The sequence below is a fragment of the uncultured Algoriphagus sp. genome, from assembly GCF_963974365.1.
Classification (GTDB): domain Bacteria; phylum Bacteroidota; class Bacteroidia; order Cytophagales; family Cyclobacteriaceae; genus Algoriphagus.
On sequence record NZ_CAXBBX010000002.1, the window covers coordinates 398,532 to 415,775 of the forward strand.

Sequence of the window (17,244 nt, forward strand, 5' to 3'; positions counted from 1 at the left end):
GCGGAATTTATATGCACAAGCTAGAATAAGCCAGATTGAAATAAAAATATTATTTGATCAAAGGATCTAGAATTGGTTAAGGATTTACAATTTTCCTGACTTTCCCAGGAATTGTATAGCCTAGAGTGAACTCAAAAAAATCGGCTTTGGCTTTGTGAGCCTTGATCTGAACTCCTGCAAAAACATTATTTTTCATTCTGTAGCGCACGCCTATCCGTTCGTAGAAACCATTTACCTCCTGGTTATAATGCGCTCTGCTTAGATATACTCCGAGTGCTATGGGCATATATAAACGCTCAGTGAGTTTCCATTCCCAGGAACCTACGATCGCAAAAGAGTTTACATCGAAAAATCCAATGTTCTCGTCTGGATACCGCTCTTTGGCGCCAGCCCCATAAAACCAATCTATACCTAAACCTCCCCTGTATTTGTAAGAAAGCTCCCAAAGGTAATTCACTCCCAAACCTCCACGGAAATAGGTTTTCTCACCTACATCATAACTTTTCAAGCCTGTATAAGCCGCAATATTCCAAATGCCTCTTTTCTCCAAGGGAGGAAAATCAGGCTTAGTGCCAGGGTTAAATTTTTCTTTATCGAGATTTACTCTCAGGCCCAGCGCTATGGGCACAAAATTTATCCCTGAATTCGGTTTTTTGATGGATCCATTGGAGTAATGCTTAGTGCCAATGGAAGTGAAACCTTCTAGAGTGCTTGAAAATTGGTAAGAAGCCTTCAACCCAAAATGCACATGGGCATTTATAGCCGTACCTACGAAACCATTTATTGGATTTGTCTCTGCATCATAAGGATTCATGTTGAAACCCAAACCTATTTGAGCGTAGTAACTGAAATTCAGTTTTCTGTCAAAATCATTCTTTCCGAAAGGAAACTCCCCAAATGCGTAAACGCCCATTGGTCGTCCTATCTCCTTATAATAATTCACTGCTGAAGTAAAGCCAAGCCCATAACTCGGATATCTATTGATATAATTGTAGTAGATATTTTTCCCACTCCTCCAGCCAATTCTCACATCGACTCCCGAGTAATCGATTATATCGATTAATTCATCAGCCCAATCCTTATTATTACCAATTATCGGCCCTTGGTCGTAGGAAAATTCAATGAATTTTTTCGATTGGGCATCTACTTTAAAAGAAATTACTCCAAAAATTATAAAAGTTAAAACTGGTACTATCTGCAATCGCATCGCTAATTTGGATTTCTGGATGCAAAGATAAAAATATTGTAAAAGCCAGCCTATTTAAAATGTAACTCAATTGCGGGTTAATGAAGAACTATATTTCTGCAAATACAACAATTTGTTAGTACTTACAGAAACGAAAAAAGCCTCTGAATTCGCATTCAGAGGCTTTAAAATTCTTCAAATCCGAAGATTAGTTATTTTCCATCCAGTTCGCACCTTTCAATTCGATTAGCATTTTATTGTATTTCTCAGCTTCAGCATCATTTTTCAAACGCGTGTGCACTTGATAAAGAATTGCCATTATATCTGTGTTATCAGGTCTGATTTCCAAAGCTTTTTCGAAATATGGTATAGCTTCCTTGTAATGAACATTTGCCTCGTCTGTCATTGATTTTGATTTGGCTTCCCACTCTTCATCAGACAGGGCTCCTATTGCAACAACAATTTCTCTAGATTTCTCCAAAAGTAGTGCTCCAGTATAGTAGTTACCATCATAAAACTCAGGATCTGCTACCACAGACTTTTTGTAATCTTCCAATGCACCATCCATATCACCAGCTTGCTCCTTCAGATATCCAGATCTCAATAGAATTCCAGCATTGTTAGGATCATTCTTCAAAGCATCCTGAATAGAAGCCATAGCCTCATCCATTTTATTCAGCTGAAGAAGTAATTGTATTTCATATTCTGCAAGAACTTTGTCTTCAGGATAATCTTCTCTACCTGCCATGATCATATCGTAAGCAGCTTCTGGATTTTCGTCCTCTCCACTTAAGATCTGAACCATTAGATAGTATACAGTCAATTTATTGTATTCTTCTACTTCAAGTAGGTATCCGTAATGCTTCTTAGCTTCTTCGAATTTTCCCAACTCCTGCGCAATGAATCCTGCATTATAATGTACCGTAGTATCTGTAAGATCTACTTGACCAGCCAAATCGAAAAACTCATATGCCAACTCTTGATCTTCAGCATTATATCTTTCCAATGCTTTGTCAAATGCCATATTTTTAAGCGTGAAGATAGAATAAGGTCGAAGATTATCAGGAACACCTGGCATATCATCAGCATAAATGTCTTTTCCTACTCCATCTTCCTTATTGCTTCCTCCCATTTCGAAAGCCTTATTATAAGTATCAAATGCAGCTTGACCTGTCTGAACAGTAGAAGCTGTATTTGTGGAATCATAACCAAACATTTTGGTTTCAATCTGAGCTTTAATTAGGTATGTTCCTGGGTCATTTGCAGTTTCTGGATCCTTGCTAGCAGCTTCTATATCAGCCATAGCTTCAGTTAGATCTCCAGATTTAAAATTTTTCTCTGCAGAACGAACCACTTTTTTTTGTCCAAAAGCCAAGGTCGTTGCACCGATCAAGGCCATTGATAGAATTAGCTTCTTCATTTCTTTTTATTTTTCTTGTTTGGTTGGTTATTCGTTAATTTCATTTGGCTCATCTGAAGCTTCATCAGCTTCGTCAGTGGAAGCTTCATCAGTAGTATTTTCAGCATTTTCATCTGTAATTACTGTTGCATCTTCTGCCAATTCTTCCTCTTCTTCTTTTGATATTTTCTCTACGGAGGAGATTTCGTCATTCTCCCCTATTTTAATCAATCTTACTCCTTGCGTAGCTCTTCCCATGACGCGAAGTCCATCTACAGAAATACGAATGGTGATACCTGATCTATTGATGATCATCAAATCATCAGTTTCGACTACTTCTTTGATTGCGACTAGAGCACCGGTTTTCTCCGTCACACTCATTGCTTTTACTCCTTTTCCTCCACGATTGGTGATTCTATATTCGTCAAGGTTGGAGCGCTTGCCGTATCCTTTTTCAGAAACTACGAGTAGCGTTGCATTTTCTTCAGATGCACATACCATGCCAATCACATAATCGTTATCATCATTTAACCTCATCGCTCTTACACCTGTAGCTGTACGCCCCATTGGTCTTACAGCCTCTTCATTGAAGTGAATAGCTCTGCCTGATTTAGCTGCGATTACGATATGTTGACTTCCATTGGTCATCTCCACATTTACTAGCTGATCATCTTCACGGATGTTCAATGCAATGATTCCGTTTGTTCTTGGTCTGCTGTACTGCTCTAGCGTAGTCTTCTTAATGATACCTTTTTTAGTGACCATCACTAGGAAGTGATTGTTCAGGTAATCTTGATCATTCAAATCCGCAACCTGAATAATAGAACGGATCTTATCATCTTGTTGGATACTGATCAAATTTTGGATTGGTCTCCCCTTAGAAGTTTTGGATCCTTCAGGAATAGCATAGGTTTTCAACCAGAATAATTTCCCCTTGTCTGTAAAGATCAATAGGTAATTATGTGTAGAAGCTGTGAATAAATATTCTGTAAAATCATCCTGCTTGGTACTTACACCACGTGATCCTACTCCTCCTCTACCCTGAGTTCTATATTCTGTAAGCGCAGTACGCTTCACATATCCTTCATGAGATACAGTGATAATCACTTCCTCATTCGGAATCATATCTTCATAGCTGAAATCTTCCGCATTATGCTCGATTTCAGTTCTTCGGTCATCAGCATAGCGAGTTCTCATTTCTGCAAGCTCCTCTTTGATGATTTCCATTCTCTTATCTTCGTTTGCAAGGATTTCTTTGAGTTCTTCGATCAAAGCCATGATCTCATTGTACTCATTGATGATCTTCTCTCGCTCCATTCCTGTCAATCGCTGCAATCTCATATCGAGAATCGCTCTTGCTTGGATTTCACTCAACTCAAACCTCTCAATCAAGCCGTTTCTCGCTGTCTCAGGATCTGCAGAGCTTCTAATCAAAGAAATCACTTCATCCAAGTGATCTAGAGCGATCAAATAACCTTGGAGAATATGAGCTCTTTTTTCAGCTTCTCTCAGTTCATATTCAGTCCTGCGAATCACTACCTCATGGCGGTGATTTACATAGTGAACAATCATATCCTTCAAATTCAAGGTATGAGGTCTACCTTTCACCAAGGCCACGTTATTCACTGAGAATGAAGTCTGTAACTGCGTATGCTTATAAAGATTATTAAGAACAACACTGGAAATCGCGTCTCGCTTCAATTCGTATACGATTCGCATTCCTGAGCGATCAGACTCATCACGAATAGCAGAAATACCGTCGATCTTCTTTTCATTGATCAAAGCGGCAGTTTTCTCCACCATGTTCGCCTTATTCACCATATATGGAATCTCAGTGATGACAATCATCTCCTTGCTTCCACCATCTTTGGTTTCTACGTTGGCTTTTCCACGCATTACTACTCTACCACGGCCGGTTTCAAAAGCAGATTTAACTCCATTATAACCGTAAATAATACCACCAGTAGGGAAATCAGGTGCAATGATATGCTCCATCAATCCTTCAACAGTGATCTCATTGTTGTCAATGTAGGCTATAATACCGTCTATGACTTCACCCAAATTGTGAGGCGCCATGTTCGTTGCCATACCTACCGCAATACCCGAAGCTCCATTCAAAAGAAGTGCAGGTACTTTTGCAGGCAAAACAACAGGTTCCTTTAGGGAATCATCAAAGTTGAATTGAAAGTCTACCGTCTCTTTGTTGATATCCACCAAAAGCTCTTCAGCGATACGCTTCAGTCTTGCTTCTGTATATCGCATCGCTGCAGGATTATCTCCATCGACAGAACCAAAGTTTCCTTGACCATCCACCATAGGATATCTCAGAGACCAAGGTTGCGCCATACGAACCATCGTTTCGTAAACAGCAGAGTCACCATGTGGGTGATACTTACCGAGTACCTCCCCGACAATTCTGGCAGATTTCTTATAAGATTTGTTATGTAATACACCCAGTTCCTGCATTCCAAAAAGGATTCTGCGGTGAACTGGTTTTAGTCCGTCACGGACATCAGGAAGCGCTCTTGAAACAATAACCGACATCGAATAATCGATGTAGGCACCACGCATTTCCTCTTCAATGTTAATGGGTATGATGTTCTCGTTTTCTCCTTGAGCCATATAATGCTATTCACGGGGTCGATTAAGCTTGCAAGATAGTAAAAACCTACTCGATTTGAAAAGAGATTACGAAGACCGAAGAGGATAATCAAGACTTTAATACCACTGCCCCACTTTCCTGTTCTGAAAATTGAAAATACCACTTCCTCGATACTCAATTCCGTTGTGCATATGTTTCATCACTACACCACATCCTCCGATTTTACATCGCTTGGTTCCCGGGAAGCGAACTGCAAGTCCTACTTGCATTGCATATACCTTCTGGTCAAGGTCTTGCACTTCTGAGAAGTCTGCCGCTGCATAGGTGAATTTCCTGAAATCTGCTCCTCCCTTGACAAACATCTTGGTGTATTCAGAGAAATCACGCTCTATTCGTAGGCCTATACCGTAGTAGTTTTTATCAGAAACAGCTAACCTCGGCACATAAGGAGTAACAGCATCATCCAAAGCTGCATCGTATGCTTTTTTTAGAGTTAATGTTCCGAATTCAGCTTCAGCAATAAATCTCCACGGATAATTCTGTCTGGCTCGCTGTCTAAGTTCAGACTGCATGTAGAGGTTCGACGAAGAATAATTTCTATATCTCCAATTTAAAAAAGCCCTTCTTCTATTCGCATCGTAAAGGACCAAGCCTACCGTTCCATACAATTTATTGACTTGATAAGTGGCTCCTTCAAAATCAAATTGATAATCTCCACCCTGCATAGGAGCAAGATTTCCCCATTCTTGACCAAAGCCTCCACCGATAGTCAATAGGTTGAAAAGGTTGATTCTAATACCGCCATTCCAATTCGGAAACACCCAGTCACCACCTTGCATCTTCAATGGATTTTCTTCTGATATATCCAACGGATCTCCATCTAGGTTTTGATATCTAGAAAACGGATACAAGCCGGGATTGGCAGAATAAAAACTTGTTCCAAATTGCTGATAACCTCCTCCCCCAGAAATCTCTGCACTGAACATTTCCAAAATGTTACGCGTCACGTTTCCAAGTCCTGATTCACTTTTAGGATTTTTGGCTTTATCTGAAATTCCAAAAATGTCTTCTTGCTGTGCAGAAACTGACGTTATCACAAAACAAAGAATAAAACAGAGGGGAAGCTTTTTAATATTCATACTTTTCTAAACGTTGGCAGTGTACTCTTGGTGTGAAATTAAAAAAAAATGCCTCCCAATTGGGAGGCATCTTCATATTAACTTTGCAAATTCTTATTTTCCGTCTGTAGGTTCAGCCGTATCTTCTTTCTCAGCTTCTTGTTTTGCCTTCATTTCAGCGATCATGGAATCCAATTTTTCTTTTACAGCTGGATCTTCTTTTGTTGCTGCCAATACTTTATTATAAGTACCTGCACCCAAAATCTCCTCGTCCATGATTAGACCTGTCTTATACTCTTTCAAGACATCTTGAAGTCCACCTTGAAATTCTTTAACTTCTTCAAAAGCTGCTTTTTCTTCGTCAGTGACATTAGCTTCAGTCATTTTAGCCTCGTCACCCCAAGCTGCTTTAATTTCATTATATCTTGCACCGCCTTGGAAAATCTCATTTTCCAAAATCATAGCCTTTAATTCTTCTGTTTTTGAATTTACATAATTATCAAATGTCACCTCAACATTTGCATATTTAGCCAAGTCTTCATCTGTGACTTTCTCCTCATCTTGTGCATAAGCAGCAAATCCTAGGAACGCGAACAACGCTCCGAAAAGCAATACTTTTTTCATAAACTATGTGATTTTAATTTCTGTATAATCTTCAATTAAAAACTCACAAGCTAAAAAATCAAGAATTAAGGAGCAATTTTAAGGTTTTTTATGATAAATGGTAAGTATCACCCTCAAATCAGAGAGATTTCCTTAAGCTCACTTATAGTCTGAGCTGGATTTAAAGAATTGAAAACAAAACTACCTGCAACTAGGATATCAGCCCCAGCAGCAAGCAAATTTGGTGCATTATGAATATTCACTCCACCATCAATTTCAATTTTGGTTTTCGCTCCTTTTGCTAAAATCAAATCCTTCAGACGGGATACTTTCGAATATGTATTTTCTATAAACTTTTGGCCTCCAAACCCAGGATTTACAGACATGATTATTACTTGGTCTATATCCTGAATTACATCTGTCAATAATTCCACAGGAGTATGTGGATTGATCGCTACTCCAGCTTTCGCCCCTAGATTTGCTATAGCCTGTAAACTGCGGTGCAAATGATCACATGCTTCATAATGAACTGAAATCACTTCCGCTCCGGCTTTTCTAAATGCTTCTAGGTAATTATCAGGGTTCACGATCATCAGATGAACGTCCAGTGGCTTTTTTGCATAGCGATGTATTGCCTCTGTCACCGGAATACCAAAAGAAATATTGGGAACAAACACCCCATCCATGATATCCACATGGATATAATCAGCTGCAGAGGAATTGAGCATCTCCACTTCTCTTTGAATATTTGCAAAATCAGCTGCTAGTATTGAAGGGGCGATTATTGGAGACATGGATTATTTATTGATGGTGTGAAAAAACTAAATTACTACTCAGGCCACAAATTCCTATTGTCTTATCAATTTGCTTTGCTTGATTAAAGATCCGTCCTGCATTTGTATGACATAAAAGCCTGGCTTTACGCCCTGCAATAGAATTCGGAAAGGCTCTTTAACTGTAGCTCTGTTTAAGGTTTCATTTTGTAAGGCTCTTCCATTAAAGTCAATGAGCGCAAATTCTGCACTGAGGCTATTTCCAAAATAAATATTCAATTGATCGCCTAGTACTGGATTTGGATAAACACTCCAAACTAAAGCTTCCTCATTATCCTCCACTGCGAGGATCTCACCATAGTATGCTTTGAAGAAATTTGGGATCCCATATCCCAATATAGTATCAGGATCTTCAGCTTGGGTCCCACTATTTAATAGTGCTTCTATTAACTGATCCTTTTTCCATTCTGGTTTGGCTTCCCAAAGACCCGCAGCCAAAGCTGCAATCTGTGGAGCCGAAAAGGAAGTTCCGTTGGAATAGCCGACATCACCATTCGAACGAATCAATGCTACTCCTTCTCCAAACGTTGCCAAATCAGGCTTTATTCTTCCATCTCCTGAAGGACCTCGGGAGCTAAAACTTGCCACCTCCAACTCTCTGTTGACTGCGCCAATTGCTAGTATACCTGCTGCATCTGAAGGAGAATTCAATGATGAGGTCGATGGCCCCGCATTACCAGCACTATTGACAACCAAAATACCTTTGGAAGCTGCGAAGCTTGCACCTCGGGCAATGATTGTAGTTTCTCCATCCAAATCTTCCAGGGTATAATTCATCTCTGGATCGTCAAAGTCCCAATAGCCCACCGAACTACTGATAATGTCAGTCCCTAGACTATCTGCGTATTCCGCTGCGCGTACCCAGTTGTACTCTTCCACCCAATATTCTGTAGCAATCTCTTCGGTCATCGCTAGAAAATAATTTGAATCGGGAGCACCAGCAAGCATTTTTCCTGGCTCCTTTGAAGCAATTAAAGAAAGTACATTGGTACCGTGCTGATTGTCGGTGTAGACGTTGTTACTCCAAGGTCTTACAAAGTCTTTAGTCGCAAGAATTTGTCCATTGGTCTGCAAATGCACCAAAGGACTGGCTACATCTGTGCCAGGGAAACCAGCGTCAAAAACTGAAACTATTACACCTTTGCCAGTGAAACCTTCTTCATGCATCAAATCAATTCCTAACAGGGAATTCTGAAAATCATAAGTTTCTTCATTTGTAGCTAATAATCGGGCACTTTCAGCGTCAGGAGGGCAATACTTATTCGTTACAGAAGCATAAATTCTCTTTCCGATTCTGGCATTTGGACTTGGGATAAATCCTCTTCCTACCAACTCTACCCTATCTACAAAAGGCAAAGCTTCAATCTCTTTAACCTTGCTTGCATCAGTAACCAATAATGTGGCATTAAACCATTTGCTTGAATAAAGGATATAATTAGACTTCTTATACACTTCATCCACATATTTCTGTGAAACAGGAAGATCCAAACTATCAGGTGTTACTCCTTCTTTGCTTCTTCGATCCAGCGCTTTTTGAGAAAGGAATTCATTTGGTTTATCCAGCGAAAGTGTTTCCTGTGGCTTATATTTATAGAAAACAGCAAAGCGATCTTGCGCAGCCAAATTTCCTGAAAAGGCTAGTCCAAGTAAAAAACACGCTAAAAATTTAATCCTTTCCATTCCCTATCAACTTCATTTGAGATTTAAATCCAGAGTCTATCAACATATCACCTAAGCAATCATTTCTTGAGCAGTAGGTTAACACCTCATCGTACTTTTCCACCAAGCCTATACCCAAGTCATAAACTTCAAACCGAATATCTCTGTAAGTTACTTGATCATCGCTATCTTCTTGATTGACCCGGATAGAATTCCCCGAATTAATTAACTCGAAATCATCTTCTAACTCATCTCTATAGATATTCCCATTCCAAACGGTGCCGTCCTTAGGTGGAAAAACCAGGGTAACCAATGGCTGATTTTCAATCGTTCTCACAAGTGAAAGATCCCGCTGGATCAATGTGTATGCTAGGGCTATATCCCATTCAATCCGATCATAGGATTTGGTACGCACGATTACAAAAACCTGCTCTCCTTCTTCATTTGTATAAAAGCTCCTAATCCGGTCCTTATAGAAAAATTGCTCTTGCTCGAAATCATTTTCACCAAAATAGATGGTTTCATCCACTTCATATAACCAAAACAAGCCTACTTCCAGCGGTTGAAAGTCAAATCCAAAATCCATTTTCGGCTCTTCTATTTCTCGATCGCAAGAAGTAAAAAGATTAAGTACTAATACTAAAATAAGCGGTAGCTTTCTTTTCATATTTACTATTCAATGACTAAAAATACTAGTATTTTCCTAAAGATAGACTAGGGAGATTACAGACAGTTTCGAAATACTTTTTTCAAGCCAATCATCCTGATTAAATTAGCACCTTTAAAACTTGAATCATGGCTTTAAGCACTTTTGTAAAAATAAGCGGCATCACCAATCTTTCAGATGCCAGGTATTGCTCGGGAATGTATGTGGATTTGTTAGGTTTTTCCCTGGAAGAAGAATCCGAAAAATTCATCAACCCCACGCAGTATAACGAAATCACAGGTTGGGTTTCCGGACTTGAATTTGTAGGAGAATTTCTGAGTTACGATTCAGATAAAGTTCTAAAAACGTTAGAAAACTACCCTACTATAAAGTGGGTTGAGCATGATAGGATTGATCCATTAGTAGATTTGGAAGGCAAGGGATTTGGCTTGATTTATAAAATGGATTTAGAGGAAGTTCGACACATTGAACTGGAAGTTGCAGAGAAATTAAATGCATCAGGAATCATTTTTCACGTCACCTCCATCCACGAAAAGCTTACTGATGAGGATAAGAATGCAATAAAATTATTAAGTGAGAATTGCCGGGTGATTTTGGGCGTTGGGATTTCTGCAGAAAACGTTCAGAATCTTATTGCTGAACTGGGAATTTATGGCATTTCACTTACTGGCGGAAAAGAAATTAAAACTGGCCTAAAGGACTTCGATGAACTAGCAGATATTCTTGAAGAATTAGAAGTAGAGGATTAAGCAAGGTCTCAAAAAAGCAAAAAGGCTATTGGAACTTATCCAATAGCCTTTTTTGTATCAAATCCTGAATGCTTTAGGCTTGATCAAATAAATCAGATGATTCGTAAGGGCTGTTATCACCTGTGAAAAATGACCCATCGATAAATCGGTGGCTTACTCCGATATCTCTTAATTCCATCAAATCGTGATCGTCTAAATTAATTTTAGCAGCCGCTAAATTTCCAATAATTCTATCCTTATTTACAGACTTTGGAATCACTGCAATGTCTCTTGCTATTGACCAAGCGATCAAAATTTGCCCTGGGCCTACATTATGTTTGTTAGCAATCTCCTTTACCACAGGATCCACCAAAAGCTTAGGATCATCTGCATGCTTCTCCGCTCTGGAATCCGGTGACCCGAGGGGCGAATATGCTGTCATCAAAATCCCTTGCTCTTCACAAAATTCCACTAAACCTTCCTGTGGCAAATACGGTTGCATTTCCACTTGATTCATTTCTGGAATCTGCCCCCCTATCTTCAATATCTCCGCTAACTTATTTTGGTTAAAGTTGGAAACCCCAATATGCTTAGCGAGTCCTTCTTTTTTCACCTCCTGCATGGCTGTCCAAGTTTCACCTATGGACACTTCTTCGTAAGTATAAAAGTCTTCTCTATCCTTTGGAAATCCCACCCCAGATTTAAAAGCAATAGGCCAGTGTATTAGGTATAAATCCACGTAATCCAACTTTAAATCTGACAGTGACTTCTGCAGTGCGGGAAGCACTTGGTCTTTCTTATGTGAGTTATTCCAAAGCTTGGAAGTCACAAAAAGCTCTTCTCTTTTGACAAGTCCTTCAGAGATCGCTTTTGCAATTCCTTCCCCAACTTCGTTTTCATTTTGATATACTGCCGCACAATCAATGTGACGATACCCAGCTTCAATTGCCCAGAAAACAGCCTGACTCACTTCTCCAGGCTTACTTTTCCAAGTTCCTAATCCGATAATTGGGAGTTTATCTCCGTTTTTAAAGCTTAAGTTTTTCATATGAGTATAATTTAGTCTTTTAAAAGCTGTTTGAAATCTCGCAAGCAGTATTACAATCCCAGCAGTGTAGGAAGTATTAAGTCATGCAAGGTTTCATAGATTCAAAAATTTAAATGTTGAGTTTGTCTTTCGATAAAAGTAAAAATACTACAGGTTAGTTCTGTCGATTCGCTAGATATTTCTTAAATCTATTCATTACCCAAAGATGAATTTTAGCCTGAGTATTCACATAGATCAGCCATGGCAATCTTGGCACAAACTCATGAATAGCAGTTATTATATACTTATTATCTAAAACTCCTCGAAACTCCAACCAGCCGTGATCAAATCGCTTCACTAGCCAACCACCGGAAATATAAAAAAGTTGTCTACTCTCCTCACTTCTATCCGGAATCATCGTCAACTGAAGCATAGGTTTTTTGGTCCACAGAAGATAAAACACGATTTCCCCGCTATCCAACATTTCTCCATTGATCCAAAATTTAAAGAAGGTAGGCAACCAAATATTATAGCGCTGAGCTACCCATGTAGCTGTATCTCCGTGAGTATTTGCCATTCGCTGAATACTTCTCACCGTATTTTTGACTTTGTCCAACGGATAAAAACTTGGCGTTTTCAACTCGATATCGGAATCAAGAGCTGCCCTCACAGATTCCTTATAAGTAAGGTAATCAATCTGCTTTTCTCTAAATTTCAATTCCTCAGACACCGTCAACGTATGCTTCAAACTTTCCACTAAGGGTGAAACCAATTGAGGTGGAGATTCGCCAAAAAAACCAACCCAAAGCTTAGAAAGCCCTAAAGAAAATACTGGAACAGAGAAAACCAAGCGTTTCTTTCCGAGTTGAATGGAAGTCAATTCAAGCATATTTCGGTAAGAAATCACTTCTGGATTTCCAATCTCAATTGCCTCTCCAAATACATTTTTATTGCCAACGCAGGTATCTATAATGTCCAATGTGTCCTGCAAAGAAATAGGCTGCGTCAATGATTCAGTCCACTGAGGACACATTAGAATTGGTAGATTTTTGACCAGATTTTTGATCATGTCAAAAGAGGAACCTCCCGGGCCAACAATAATCGAAGCACGAATAGCTGTGAGCTTGGCAGATCTGGAGCCTAGCGTCTGCTCCACTTCTAGGCGACTTCTAAGATGTCTGGATAGACTTTCTCCCGTCTCCTTCGGCAAAAGTCCACCTAGATAAATGATCTGCTTGACTTTATTGAGGTGTGCTGCCCGACTGAAATTATCAGCCAGAAGCAAATCGGTATCTTCAAAACTTCCTTGGTTAAGTCTAGTCGAAGCATTCATTGAATGAACCAGGTAAATGGCAACATCCACTCCCTTCAAAACCTCAACTGTACTGGAAATCGAATATAATTCAACCTGCTTCCAGGTCACTTCAGGATAAGGGTTATCCTTGACCTCCTTTCTACTTAAGGCGATGATATTGTATTTGTGGCGAAAATGGTGAATAAACCAGCGCCCAACATATCCTCCAGCGCCTGCAATGGCGACAGTAGGTTTTGAAACAGAAATAGGTTGATTAGTTAATTCCATAAGTTTAGAGCTTAACTAACCAACCTATTAATTGGTGGTCCTGTTCAGGATAAATCTATTTTTCTTCGGCTTTTTCTAACGCTTCAGTCGTAGTGAAGTACTTCACGATCATATTTGGCACTTCCCAATCCGGCATATTTTTATTGGTGAAATATTCCAAATACTTTTCAGTCACCTGTGCAAAGTGCGCTTCATGCCCATTATGATACACTTCAGGGATTATCACTTTGTACTTTCCATTACTGATTTTCTCTAAATCAAGACCAGGAAAACGATCCTGAAGCGTCTCTTTAACCAAGCTAGTCAAAGCTTCATCCTGTCCATCCAATAGTTCTACATACAAAGTAGCGACATAATTCTCAGCAGCACCTTGCTGAATTACCAAGTTGGCTTTGGTTCCTCGCATCATGCTATAGTGCGTATCAGCAGCTCCTTCTGGTGCCTGAAAATTCCAGATTACACTTACTTTAGAATGTACACCCTTCAGTGTGTAATTCATTTCGCCATTACTATTGACACTCAGCTTACCGTCAGACACGTTTTTCTGAAGAAAATCGGGGAACTCGGCTTTACCTGTCACCAACTTGAATTGTTCCAAATCCAAATCTGTAGACCAAAGCTTCGCTGTTTGCATATGAACGTCAGAAGTATCCAAAGTTACTCCTGGAAAAGCCTCCCACTGGATCAAATCTACGAGGTGCGTAGTCACATCCACGATACCTGTTCCTTCAATATCAGTGTCGAAAAACCAATCAGGTCTTACTAGAGGATTTCCAGAAACGTACTTGAAGAAATGATGCACAGATTCCTTTGTAATGGCTGGATTCTCAGGCGTGCCTTTTTCCAATTCTCCGAAAACGGCAGGCACCATAGAAAGCTCTTTTTGCAAAATCGTGCTAATCTCAAAACGCTCCGTCATGATATCATAAAGCAAGAGATCCTTTTGAGCAGCCTCATCAAAAGCATTTAGCAACTTTTTGAAACCAGCCTTATTAATTACCAAGGGCTTGTCTGCATAGACATTGATTCCGTTAGAGATAGCTGCAGAAATGTAATCAATCTTTCGGTCATTTTTCCCTGCCACCATCATGACGTTACCTGGTTTGGCAGAGATCATTTGATCCAAATAATCCTCCCCAGTACTTACCTGCAAACTCCACGCAGTCGGATCCTCTGGACGATTATTGTAGCCAGAAAGTCTATTCATATAGTCTTTCAATTCTGGACCTTCTGGAGCAAAAACATAGACGGTAGAATCCACTTGTGGATACATGGATTTGTGAATCAATCCAGCGTGAAAATGTCCAGGATCGAGAGACATGATCGTAATCTCAGCTTTGGATTCAGGAGCTTCAGTCACAGTTTCTTTATTTTCGCAAGAAAACAACAATCCTGCCGCAAATGCCACTAGAGCAGTATTTTTCAAAATATAATAGAATTAAAATTTCACATAATTAGTACCGTAAGGTGCTCTCTGTGGTCTTTCCAACATAGAATTTGCTTCAGCATCACCTATGAATTGCTCATTGTTTGCATCCCATTCAAGTTTTCTACCCAACTTCATAGAAATATGAGTCAATAGACATACGGAGCAAGATCGGTGTCCTATTTCTACTGGAGATAGCAATTCGTTATTTCCTTGAATTGCCCCAAGCCAGTTCCCGTGATGCTCATCACTTCTGATCAACTGAATCTCATCTGGACCAATTACTGATTTCATAATCTTAGGGTCAGAAGCATCCAACGCTTTAGCACTATTTCCCTGCGCGACAGGGTCAGAGGTAGAAGCTACATAATTGCCTCTCGATACCCAAATCCAACCTTCTGTACCTTCATAGCGAATACCATTTGGATAGCCACCACCCGTATACATGGTGATGCCATTGTCATATTCAGCTTTTGCATAAAAATCTCCATGTACATCCCATAGGCCTGATTGTGGAAACTCAGCTACAGCTTGAATAAATCTAGGACCTGTTAATTCTGTATCCATTCCCCATGCCGCTGAATCGTAGTGATGCTGTCCCCAGCCAGTAATCATACCTGCACCAAATTGCTCTCTTCTCAACCAGCCTGGTCTGCCATATCCAGTAGCTGGATGCACTCCAATTTCAGTATATGGCACTTCTGGTGTAGAACCTAACCACATGTCGTAATTCAAATTCTTGGGAATTGGCATCGGCGCTGCCTCTGGACCTGCTGGATCTCCAGGAAGGCCTACTTTCACGGTGTGCAGTCTTCCGATTCTACCATTGCGAACCAGTTCCGCCGCAATTCTAAATTGCTCGCTAGAACGCTGCTGTGTACCTAGCTGAAGAACTGTTCCAGATTTCTTAACAGCTTCTACAAGCTGACGTCCTTCACGTATAGTCAAAGAAGTCGGCTTTTGTACATACACATGCTTGCCAGCTAAAGAAGCTTCCATAGCTGGCTGGGAATGCCAATGATCTGGAGTGCTGATTACAATTGCATCTATATCTTTATTCTGAAGCATATCTTTGTAATCCCCATATTGAGCTACATCTATGTAAGCTGAACCTAATTTCTTGGTATAGTAATCTTCCACAAGTTTTTTACCGTCAGCCATACGGTTACTGTCCAGATCAGAAACTGCAATTACTCTGGCAATATCATGACGCATTACTCCTGGTAAATCATGGTCACGGGCAATTCTACCACAGCCTATTTGACCAATATTAATTTTATTACTTGGGGCATTTTTACCAAAAACGGATGAAGGTACTATGGTTGGAAAACCAATTGCTGCACTTGCAAGGGCGCTGCTTTTAATAAATTCTCTTCTTTTCATATTTAAAGGGGGTTATTTACTATAGGGTTCTGATTAAAATCCACTCAACTTATTTAACAAATGCTCTCCAATAAGCCTCCGCTTCCTCGGCGGTCATCTTTCCATCATATACAATCATTCTGTATTTTAATGTATAGCGGTTATTTGGTAAAATCTCCCAAGACTCATGTCGGATAGGAGTAAATTCTATAAACACATTTCCAATACCATTGTAGTTATTCTCCGGCCAAACTCTCAGCGGCTCAGGGTAGGATTTATTCGTATTGTGACTTAGGAATAATATTCCGCTTTCTCCGGAGACATCATCAGTTTCTCCCTGCACAATGATCCACTTGGCATTTGTACTATCTGCATCTTTTCTTGTTTTACCTTCAGAAGTTAGGATTTTACTGTTGTCAGAGCCCCATTTCTCTGTGGCCCGAAAACCAATTCCACCACCATAGCGGTAATCATCCAGCAAAATCCCACCTGGTATCTCAGTCTCAATAGTGCTGGTATAATCTACCATGTACCGACCTTTATCAGCAGGCTTCACTTTGATGCGCAAATCTTCTGCAATTGCTAATCTCTCAGATTCTGGGGCTTTTAGATCCAGGTGATTTTGTCGCACGTTGAGCTCGGCGGCCCCTCCTGCTTCTTTTTGAGAAAGGACATGAGAAAAGTCCACTCTACCTTTTCCATCTCCCAAATTCCAGAAGTCAACCTCTCTTCCACTTATGGTAGCACGAGTCCAAGGGCCCCATATTCCATAGTGGTGATAATGATCTTTTGGTTGAATTCTGGTGAGAACTTGTCCTGAAGGTGATTTTAGTGGATGAATAAATCCAGATTTTGCAAAATCTTTTTTAATCCCTTCTGGGACGTCCTCAATGGCTGTTTGGTAGGTTAGAACTGACTGATTACCAATCACGAAATCAATTCCGTTGGAGGTCTCTTTTAATGTTACTTTTTGCGCAAAAGCCACTACCATTAAGCATTGATAAACAGCTAGTACGCAGAAAATTCTTTTGAATATCATATAAAATTCAGGT

At 39.9% G+C, this 17,244-nt stretch carries 14 protein-coding genes; 1 reads left to right on the plus strand and 13 read right to left on the minus strand.

Annotated features, from left to right (window positions below):
• Nucleotides 1–76 precede the first annotated feature (76 nt).
• From AACZ87_RS04250 to AACZ87_RS04285, 8 genes are all read right to left on the minus strand, one after another.
• On the minus strand, nt 77–1,207 hold the full coding sequence (locus AACZ87_RS04250) for an acyloxyacyl hydrolase (RefSeq protein ID WP_339865183.1): 1,131 nt from the start codon (nt 1,205–1,207) through the stop codon (nt 77–79).
• A gap of 187 nt (nt 1,208–1,394) precedes the next feature.
• On the minus strand, nt 1,395–2,606 hold the full coding sequence (locus AACZ87_RS04255) for a tetratricopeptide repeat protein (protein WP_339865185.1): 1,212 nt from the start codon (nt 2,604–2,606) through the stop codon (nt 1,395–1,397).
• Nucleotides 2,607–2,633: 27 nt separating this feature from the next.
• Nucleotides 2,634–5,207 carry a DNA gyrase subunit A gene (gene gyrA / locus AACZ87_RS04260; protein WP_339865187.1) on the minus strand — a complete coding sequence of 858 codons (2,574 nt, stop codon included), beginning with the start codon at nt 5,205–5,207 and terminating at the stop codon, nt 2,634–2,636.
• A gap of 96 nt (nt 5,208–5,303) precedes the next feature.
• Nucleotides 5,304–6,284: a hypothetical protein gene (locus tag AACZ87_RS04265; protein WP_339865189.1), complete on the minus strand. Its 981-nt coding sequence runs from the start codon at nt 6,282–6,284 to the stop codon at nt 5,304–5,306.
• 135 nt (nt 6,285–6,419) lie between these two features.
• On the minus strand, nt 6,420–6,929 hold the full coding sequence (locus AACZ87_RS04270; protein WP_339865191.1) for a hypothetical protein: 510 nt from the start codon (nt 6,927–6,929) through the stop codon (nt 6,420–6,422).
• Between the two features lie 113 nt (nt 6,930–7,042).
• Nucleotides 7,043–7,702: a ribulose-phosphate 3-epimerase gene (rpe, locus tag AACZ87_RS04275; RefSeq protein ID WP_339865193.1), complete on the minus strand. Its 660-nt coding sequence runs from the start codon at nt 7,700–7,702 to the stop codon at nt 7,043–7,045.
• 54 nt (nt 7,703–7,756) lie between these two features.
• Nucleotides 7,757–9,421: a S8 family serine peptidase gene (locus AACZ87_RS04280; protein WP_339865195.1), complete on the minus strand. Its 1,665-nt coding sequence runs from the start codon at nt 9,419–9,421 to the stop codon at nt 7,757–7,759.
• Entirely contained in the window at nt 9,408–10,067 is a 660-nt protein-coding gene (locus AACZ87_RS04285; protein ID WP_339865197.1) for a hypothetical protein, read from the minus strand. Before AACZ87_RS04285 ends, AACZ87_RS04280 begins: the two co-directional genes overlap by 14 nt.
• A gap of 128 nt (nt 10,068–10,195) precedes the next feature.
• Between AACZ87_RS04285 and AACZ87_RS04290 the strand changes: the two genes are divergently transcribed.
• Nucleotides 10,196–10,816, plus strand: a complete 621-nt coding sequence (locus tag AACZ87_RS04290) for a phosphoribosylanthranilate isomerase (RefSeq protein WP_339865198.1) — start codon at nt 10,196–10,198, stop codon at nt 10,814–10,816.
• Between the two features lie 73 nt (nt 10,817–10,889).
• Here AACZ87_RS04290 and AACZ87_RS04295 read toward each other — a convergent pair whose 3' ends face one another.
• The 5 genes from AACZ87_RS04295 to AACZ87_RS04315 all read right to left on the minus strand — a co-directional run bounded on the left by AACZ87_RS04295 (nt 10,890) and on the right by AACZ87_RS04315 (nt 17,231).
• Nucleotides 10,890–11,843, minus strand: coding sequence for an aldo/keto reductase (locus AACZ87_RS04295; protein WP_339865199.1), 954 nt, complete (start codon nt 11,841–11,843; stop codon nt 10,890–10,892).
• A 154-nt stretch (nt 11,844–11,997) separates the two neighbouring features.
• Nucleotides 11,998–13,404: an NAD-dependent epimerase/dehydratase family protein gene (locus tag AACZ87_RS04300; protein ID WP_339865200.1), complete on the minus strand. Its 1,407-nt coding sequence runs from the start codon at nt 13,402–13,404 to the stop codon at nt 11,998–12,000.
• Nucleotides 13,405–13,459: 55 nt separating this feature from the next.
• Nucleotides 13,460–14,830: a putative oxidoreductase C-terminal domain-containing protein gene (locus AACZ87_RS04305; RefSeq protein WP_339865202.1), complete on the minus strand. Its 1,371-nt coding sequence runs from the start codon at nt 14,828–14,830 to the stop codon at nt 13,460–13,462.
• A gap of 12 nt (nt 14,831–14,842) precedes the next feature.
• Nucleotides 14,843–16,213 (minus strand): Gfo/Idh/MocA family oxidoreductase, encoded by a 1,371-nt coding sequence (locus AACZ87_RS04310; protein WP_339865204.1) that lies wholly within the window; start codon nt 16,211–16,213, stop codon nt 14,843–14,845.
• Nucleotides 16,214–16,262: 49 nt separating this feature from the next.
• Nucleotides 16,263–17,231, minus strand: coding sequence for a PmoA family protein (locus AACZ87_RS04315; RefSeq protein WP_339865206.1), 969 nt, complete (start codon nt 17,229–17,231; stop codon nt 16,263–16,265).
• Between the last annotated feature and the right edge of the window lie 13 nt (nt 17,232–17,244).